We start from the raw sequence: 7,139 nt of genomic DNA, 5'->3' as shown, positions 1-7,139 counted from the left end.
CTCCCCGGGACGTACCGGATCACCCGCGGCAGCACGTCGGTCCGGGTCGGCGCGGTCCTCGGCGACGGGGACGGGTCGGCGCCGGATGCCGTCCGACGGGCCCTGGTCGACGGACCAGAGCCGGCCGCGGGCGACTGGGCGTGGGACGCCCTCATGCACGACATCGTCGCGGAGGTCCTCCCCGGTCCCGCCACGGGAGCGGACGAGGCCGTCGCCGACACCCACGTGGTCCACGTGCACGGGCAGTCCCTCGGCCCCCGGCAGGTCCTCCGCGGGGTCCCGGTGTGGTCGGGCCTCGGCGCGTCGTCCGAGATCGTGGACACGACCGACCTGCCGCTCCGCTCCCTCGACCCCGGAGCCGCCGACCGCATCGTCGCCCGGGTCCGCGCGGCGCGGGACCGCGGCTCCCGTCGGGTGGTGCTCCAGGGCTGGTCCGCGGGTGCGCTCGCGTGCTCGATCGCCGCAGCGCGGATCCCCGTCGACGGACTCGTCGGCGTCGCGCCGCTGCTCGACGTCCGGTCCGCCCTCCGGGGTGCCGTCGGGACGTTCCGTCTCCCCCGCTTCGTCGGGAGCGTCGCCGCCCGGATCGCGACCACGCCGACGCTGTCGCGCCTCGCCGGCGCCGCGTCGCCCGTGCGGACGTCGACGTGGCAGCCGTCCGGGACCCCGACACTGCTGATCCGCTCGACGGCCGACGCGTTCGTCGCCGCGGCCGACGTCGCGGACGCGGTGGAACGGGGCGCGACCGTCGTGTCGTTCCGCACCGCGCCGCACACGCTCGAGTGGAACGAGGACCCGGAGCGCTTCGACGGGGCCGTGCGCGCCTTCGCCGAGTCCCTCCCGGCCTGAGGCCGCCCCGGAACGGAGAACGGCCCCGGTCCGAAGGACCGGGGCCGTCAGCGGTTCGACACGTTGGGGGGAACAGTCGAACCGCACACATCCGAGGAGCTGGGGGGAACGCCTCGGATGTGGAACCACCGTACCGCGCCGAGACGTCAGATGTGGGGACGAATCCACAGGACGTGACGGGATACGGACTGGCCGTGACCGGACGGACGGGCGCGCCCCGCTCGACTGCAACGCGAAGCGTTGCGCGGGGCGCGCCGACCGAGCCTGCGAGGGAGGGCGGTGCCAGCTGGCACCGCCCTCCCGTCAGAAGGTGGTCGCGTCCTAGGACTCGATCTCGCCGGCCGGCTCGGCAGCGCCGGTGAGGACCTCCTCGCGACCCGGCTGACGCCCGGTCTCGAACTGGAACGCACCGTCGTGGAAGTCGACCTTCACGTGGTCGCCGGCGTTGAGCTCACCCTGCAGGATGTGCTCGGACAGCTGGTCCTCGACCTCGTGCTGCATCGCGCGACGCAGGGGGCGAGCACCGAGAGCGGGGTCGAACCCGACCTTGATGAGCTGCTCCTTGGCGGCGAGCGTGAGCTCCACCGTCATGTCGCGGTCGAGCAGGCGGTCCGCCAGACGCTTCACGAACAGGTCCACGATCTGCAGGAGCTCGTCCTGCGAGAGCTGCGGGAACACGATCGTGTCGTCGACACGGTTGAGGAACTCCGGCTTGAAGTGCTTCTTGAGCTCCTCGTTCACCTTCGAGCGCATGCGGTCGTAGCCGACGCCCGAGTCACCCTCGACCTGGAAGCCCACCGGGCCACCGGCGATGCCCTGCGAACCGAGGTTCGTGGTCATGATGATGACGGTGTTCTTGAAGTCGACGACGCGGCCCTGACCATCGGTCAGGCGACCCTCTTCGAGGACCTGCAGGAGCGAGTTGAAGATGTCCGGGTGGGCCTTCTCGATCTCGTCGAAGAGGACCACGGAGAACGGCTTGCGGCGCACCTTCTCGGTGAGCTGGCCGCCCTCCTCGAACCCGACGAACCCGGGAGGGGCACCGAAGAGTCGCGAGACCGTGTGCTTCTCACCGAACTCCGACATGTCGAGGGAGATCAGCGCGCCCTCGTCGTCGAAGAGGAACTCCGCGAGCGCCTTGGCGAGCTCGGTCTTCCCGACACCCGTGGGGCCGGCGAAGATGAACGAGCCCGAGGGACGGTTCGGGTCCTTGAGGCCGGCACGGGTGCGGCGGATCGTCTTCGAGAGGGCCGAGATGGCCTCCTCCTGTCCGATGACGCGCTCGTGCAGCGCCTTCTCCATGAAGACGAGACGCGAGGTCTCCTCCTCCGTGAGCTTGAACACCGGGATGCCCGTGGCCTGCGCCAGGACCTCGGCGATGATGCCCTCGTCGACGGTGCCGGACGCGGCGACGTCACCCGCACGCCACTGCTTCTCGAGGCGGAGACGCTCGCCGAGGAGCTTCTTCTCCTCGTCGCGGAGGCTCGCGGCCTTCTCGAAGTCCTGCTCCTCGATCGCGGCTTCCTTCGACCCGCGGACCGTCGAGATCTTCTCGTCGAACTCGCGGAGCTCCGGCGGTGCCGACAGGATCGACAGACGGAGGCGTGCGCCGGCCTCGTCGATCAGGTCGATGGCCTTGTCCGGCAGGAAGCGGTCCTGCACGTAGCGGTCGGCCAGGTTCGCCGCAGCGACGATGGCACCGTCGGTGATGGACACCTTGTGGAACGCCTCGTACTTGTCGCGGAGGCCCTTGAGGATGTTGATCGCGTGCGGCAGCGACGGCTCGTTCACCTGCACCGGCTGGAAGCGACGCTCGAGTGCGGCGTCCTTCTCGAAGTGCTTGCGGTACTCGTCGAGCGTGGTGGCACCGATGGTCTGGAGCTCACCGCGGGCCAGGAGCGGCTTGAGGATCGAGGCCGCGTCGATCGCGCCCTCGGCAGCGCCGGCACCGACGAGCGTGTGGATCTCGTCGATGAAGACGATGATGTCGCCGCGGGTGCGGATCTCCTTCGTGACCTTCTTGAGGCGCTCCTCGAAGTCACCGCGGTAGCGGGACCCGGCGATGAGCGACCCGAGGTCGAGCGAGTAGAGCTGCTTGTCCTTCAGCGTCTCGGGCACGTCGCCCTTGACGATCGCCTGGGCGAGGCCCTCGACGACCGCGGTCTTGCCGACGCCGGGCTCACCGATGAGGACGGGGTTGTTCTTGGAGCGGCGGGAGAGGATCTGCATGACCCGCTCCATCTCCTTCTCGCGCCCGATGACGGGGTCGAGCTTGCCGTCGCGCGCGGCCTGGGTGAGGTTCCGACCGAACTGGTCGAGGACCTGCGAACCCTGCTGCGCGTTCTGCTGCTGCTCGCCACCGACGGCGACGGCTTCCTTGCCCTGGTAGCCGGACAGGAGCTGGATGACCTGCTGACGGACGCGGTTGAGGTCCGCGCCGAGCTTGACGAGCACCTGGGCGGCGACGCCCTCGCCCTCGCGGATGAGGCCGAGGAGGATGTGCTCGGTGCCGATGTAGTTGTGGCCGAGCTGCAGCGCTTCGCGCAGGGACAGCTCGAGCACCTTCTTGGCGCGCGGCGTGAACGGGATGTGCCCGGTCGGCTGCTGCTGCCCCTGCCCGATGATGTCCTGGACCTGCTCGCGGACGGCATCGAGCGAGATGCCGAGCGACTCCAGCGCCTTGGCGGCGACGCCCTCGCCCTCGTGGATGAGGCCGAGGAGGATGTGCTCGGTGCCGATGTAGTTGTGGTTGAGCATCTTCGCTTCTTCTTGAGCGAGGACGACAACACGACGGGCTCGGTCGGTGAATCTCTCGAACATGTGCTCTCCCTTGCCGGACCGGTACTGGCCCGGTGACGTACATCGAGACTAACCAGCCGACCCCGAGTGGTCTGCCCCTGTTCGCCGTGGGCGTGACCTCGGTTGCGCTCGTGCGCGCAGGGCGGACGCCAGGCGCGTGGCGGGGCCGCCGCGTGCCTCCCGTCCGCCCCGCGGCGCGACGGCCGTCAGCGGCTGGTGTGGCCCGCTCGTCGGGCGGCACGACGCAGCGCGCGACGGAAGCGACGGTGCTCGACGAGCAGGGTGCTCCGAGCGCGGAGCGCCGCCCCGGAGTCGCCGTCGAGGACCGCGAGCAGGAGGTGCACCGGACGGACGCGGTCGATCGGGCTGGCGAGCACGGTCGCGCGCGCGAGCAGTCGTTCGACCGCGACCGTGCACGTGATCCGGTCGTGCTCGGCGGGGCACGCGTGCCGTGCCGCGACGGGCACGGTGATCCGTTCGCGGACCGCCGAGGGGGTGACGCCGAAGCGGTCGAGGACAGGCCGGAAGTGGGGCATGCCGTGGGCGAGGACCACCGCGGCGAGCAGGAGGTGCTCGACGTCGACGACGGGTGACCCGGCTTCGTGCGCCTCGAGGTCGGCGAGCAGGACGAGTTCACGCCCCCGGCGGACGGTCGGCAGCGCGACGGACAGCTGGGGCGGCGAGAGCGTGATCGACATGATATATCTAGAATATCATAGCGACTGATCGCATTGCCGACCCGACAGCGGCGCCCGGTACGATCCGGGCATGGAGCAGCCCGTCGTCGGCCTCGTCGTCCACCCGACCAAGAACGTGCAGGAGTCCGTCGAGACCCTGCGTCGCTGGAACGCCTCCGGCCGCGGCGAGCTCATCGCGCGACGGGCGGACGCCGGGCGCCTCGGCGGCACGATCGACGTCGTCGACGAGGACGACTTCACCGATCGGGTCGACCTGGTGGTCGCGCTCGGCGGCGACGGGACCATGCTCGGCGCGATGCGTCTCGTGGCCCGGCGGCCGGTCCCCGTGCTCGGCGTGAACTACGGCAACGTGGGCTTCCTCGTGGAGATCGAGCCGCCGGAGCTCGAGGCGGCACTCGAACGCCTGTCCGCCGGCGACTACCAGCTCGAACCGCACCACGCCCTCGAGGCGAAGCTGTCGTGGAGCGGTGCGCGGACCGAGTACCTGGCGTTCAACGACCTCACCGTGGTCCGACGCCCGGGTGCCGGGCAGGTCTCGGCGGACCTCAGTGTCGGCGGGCTCGGGTACGGCTACTACCGCGCGGACGCGATCGTGGCGTCGACCCCGGCCGGCTCCACCGCCTACAACTACGCGGCGGGCGGCCCGGTCCTCTCCCCCGCGCTGTCCGGGTCCGTCGTCACGCCGGTCGCCCCGATGGCGGGCATCGACCGGTCCGTGGTCCTCGCGGCGCGCGAGCGCTACCGGCTCGACATCGCCGAGGGCACCCGGAGCGCGGCACTCGAGGTCGACGGGCTCGTGGTGGGCGAGGTCGCGACGGGCGCCCAGATCGACGTCCGACTGCGCAAGGACGCGTCGAGCGTCGTCCGGCTCGACGCGGCACGGCACGGTCGGACCGGTCGGGTGAAGCTCAGCCTGCTCGATCTGCCCGTGCGGCCGGACCAGCTCATCGAGCTCATCCCGCAGGACCTCCGGCAGAAGCTGTCGCACGACCTCGAGGAGTGAGCCGAGCGGGGTGACCACGGGACGGTCGGAGCCTCCGACGCCCCGGAACGACGAGTGGCCCGCCCCGGCATCGCCGGGACGGGCCTTCCCATCACCCCACCGGGCCGCCTTCCCACAGGACGACCCGGTTCCCCGAGCCGGAGCTGTCGCCCCGGCCGAAGTCCACTGACCTCAGTCGGTCAGGTACAGCTGCATGTCCTGCGAGACCGCCTTGGCGAACAGGCGCAGCTTGGCGCGCGACTCCACCCGGCTCACGGCCTGGCGGGTCGTGTGCACGATCTTCGAGATCTCATCGAGCGTCATCGGCTTGTCGTCGTCGAGGCCGTAGCGCATGCGGATCACGTTCGCCTCGTCGCTCGGCAGCTCTGCGACGATCGAGCGGATGTCGCGGTGCAGCAGGGTCGTCTCGGTGAGCTCGTTCGGGCTTGCGGCGTCCTCGTCCTCGATGAAGTCGCCGAGCTCGCTGTCGTCCGAGTCGCCGACCACGGTGTGGATCGACACGGGCTCGTGCGAGCGGCCCTTGAGGTCGAGGAGCTCCTCGACGCTCATGCTGAGCTCCGCCGCGACCTCGTCGGGCATCGGGGCGCGGCCGAGGTCGACGGTGAGGTCGCGCTCGGTGCGGCTGATCTTGTTGATGAGCTCGACGGTGTGGACCGGGATGCGGATGGTGCGCGCCTTGTCGGCGAGACCACGCGAGATGGCCTGGCGGATCCACCACGTCGCGTAGGTCGAGAACTTGTAGCCCTGCGTGAAGTCGAACTTCTCGACCGCGCGCACCAGGCCGAGGTTGCCCTCCTGGATGACGTCCATGAAGGGGAGGCCGCGCTGCGAGTACCGCTTCGCGATGCTCACGACGAGGCGGAGGTTCGACGTGATCATGCGCTCCTTGGCGCGCTCACCGTCGCGGACGAGCCAGCGCAGCTCACGCTGCAGGGTCTTGTCGAGCCCGGGCTCGGTGGTGAGCTTCTCCTCCGCGAACAGGCCGACCTCGATGCGGCGGGCGATCTGTGCTTCTTCCTCCGCGGTGAGGAGGGAGAGCCGGCCGATGTGCCGGAGGTAGTCGCCGACCTGGTCGACGGATGCACCGCGGACACCGGCGAGCTGCTCGTCCGCCTCGACCTCGGTGTCGAGGGTGGTCGTCTCGACGGTCGCGTCGGCGGCCTTCGCTGCTGCGGCCTTCTTCGTCGTGCTGCGGCGGGCGCTGGTGCCGTTCGTGGTCGGTGCTGCCGTTGCGATCGTCATCTGACTCTCTCCCTGCGTTCGACGGTGATGGGGGCCTCGGTGGGGGTGCTGATGAGTAAAGCGGTTGCGAGGTGTACCCCACAAATCGATCCGAACGATTCCCAGGGATCTCCGTGCTTGGCCATCGGAACCGTCCCCCACGGGGTACAGCGTGAAGCCAGTCTGGCCCGGCGGATGGCCCCAGATCAAGGGCATTGCGCGATGTTTCCGCCGTTACAGTGGTGTTTCTTCCCCGTTTCCGAGGGTGTACCCCGATCGGCAGCGCGCAGTGGACACGGAAAAGGGGTACGGCGTTCCGGATCGTGGACATCCGGACGTCGTACCCCGAAGAGCGATCAGATGGGGCTCACCAGGAGGGTTCGAGCCACCCGTCCCGGCGCTTCGAGACCTCGAGGTCGGCGTCGCGGTCGAACTCGTCGTACTCGCTCTCGATGTCGCCGACGAGGCTGCGGCCGAGGGGGAACTGGGTCTTGGGCATGCGGACGATCGTCGCCCCGGGACGCGACCGCCGCACATCGGGCCGGTGAACGGCGGGTGACGATGCCCGG

At 70.1% G+C, this 7,139-nt stretch carries 6 protein-coding genes; 2 read left to right on the top strand and 4 right to left on the bottom strand.

Annotation, left to right across the window (positions count from 1 at the left end; all coding sequences use genetic code 11):
- Positions 1-849, top strand: an 849-nt coding sequence (locus I59_RS22740; protein WP_022903317.1) for an alpha/beta fold hydrolase, incomplete at its 5' end; no start/stop codon positions are given.
- Between the two features lie 321 nt (positions 850-1,170).
- Here I59_RS22740 and I59_RS07425 read toward each other — a convergent pair.
- On the bottom strand, positions 1,171-3,669 hold the full coding sequence (locus I59_RS07425; protein WP_022903316.1) for an ATP-dependent Clp protease ATP-binding subunit: 2,499 nt from the start codon (positions 3,667-3,669) through the stop codon (positions 1,171-1,173).
- Positions 3,670-3,854: 185 nt separating this feature from the next.
- Entirely contained in the window at positions 3,855-4,346 is a 492-nt protein-coding gene (locus I59_RS07420; RefSeq protein WP_022903315.1) for a Clp protease N-terminal domain-containing protein, read from the bottom strand.
- A gap of 70 nt (positions 4,347-4,416) precedes the next feature.
- On the opposite strand from I59_RS07420, the gene I59_RS07415 reads away from it, so the two are divergent.
- Complete coding sequence (locus I59_RS07415) at positions 4,417-5,349, top strand: NAD(+)/NADH kinase (protein WP_022903314.1); 933 nt, start codon at positions 4,417-4,419, stop codon at positions 5,347-5,349.
- A gap of 171 nt (positions 5,350-5,520) precedes the next feature.
- Here I59_RS07415 and I59_RS07410 read toward each other — a convergent pair whose 3' ends face one another.
- Together I59_RS07410 and I59_RS23410 are read right to left on the bottom strand one after the other, a co-directional pair.
- A complete protein-coding gene (locus tag I59_RS07410; RefSeq protein WP_022903313.1) occupies positions 5,521-6,591 on the bottom strand; it encodes a sigma-70 family RNA polymerase sigma factor in 1,071 nt (356 codons plus the stop codon).
- 346 nt (positions 6,592-6,937) lie between these two features.
- The gene (locus I59_RS23410; protein ID WP_261976536.1) at positions 6,938-7,069 is read right to left on the bottom strand and encodes a hypothetical protein; all 132 of its coding nucleotides are present in this window, start codon (positions 7,067-7,069) and stop codon (positions 6,938-6,940) included.
- Positions 7,070-7,139 lie beyond the last annotated feature (70 nt).

Origin of the sequence: Curtobacterium sp. B8 (assembly GCF_000333315.1) — a bacterium.
Classification (GTDB): domain Bacteria; phylum Actinomycetota; class Actinomycetes; order Actinomycetales; family Microbacteriaceae; genus Curtobacterium; species Curtobacterium luteum.
The sequence above is the reverse complement of the archived record's forward strand: the minus strand, read 5'-3'. Positions and strand labels throughout refer to the sequence as shown.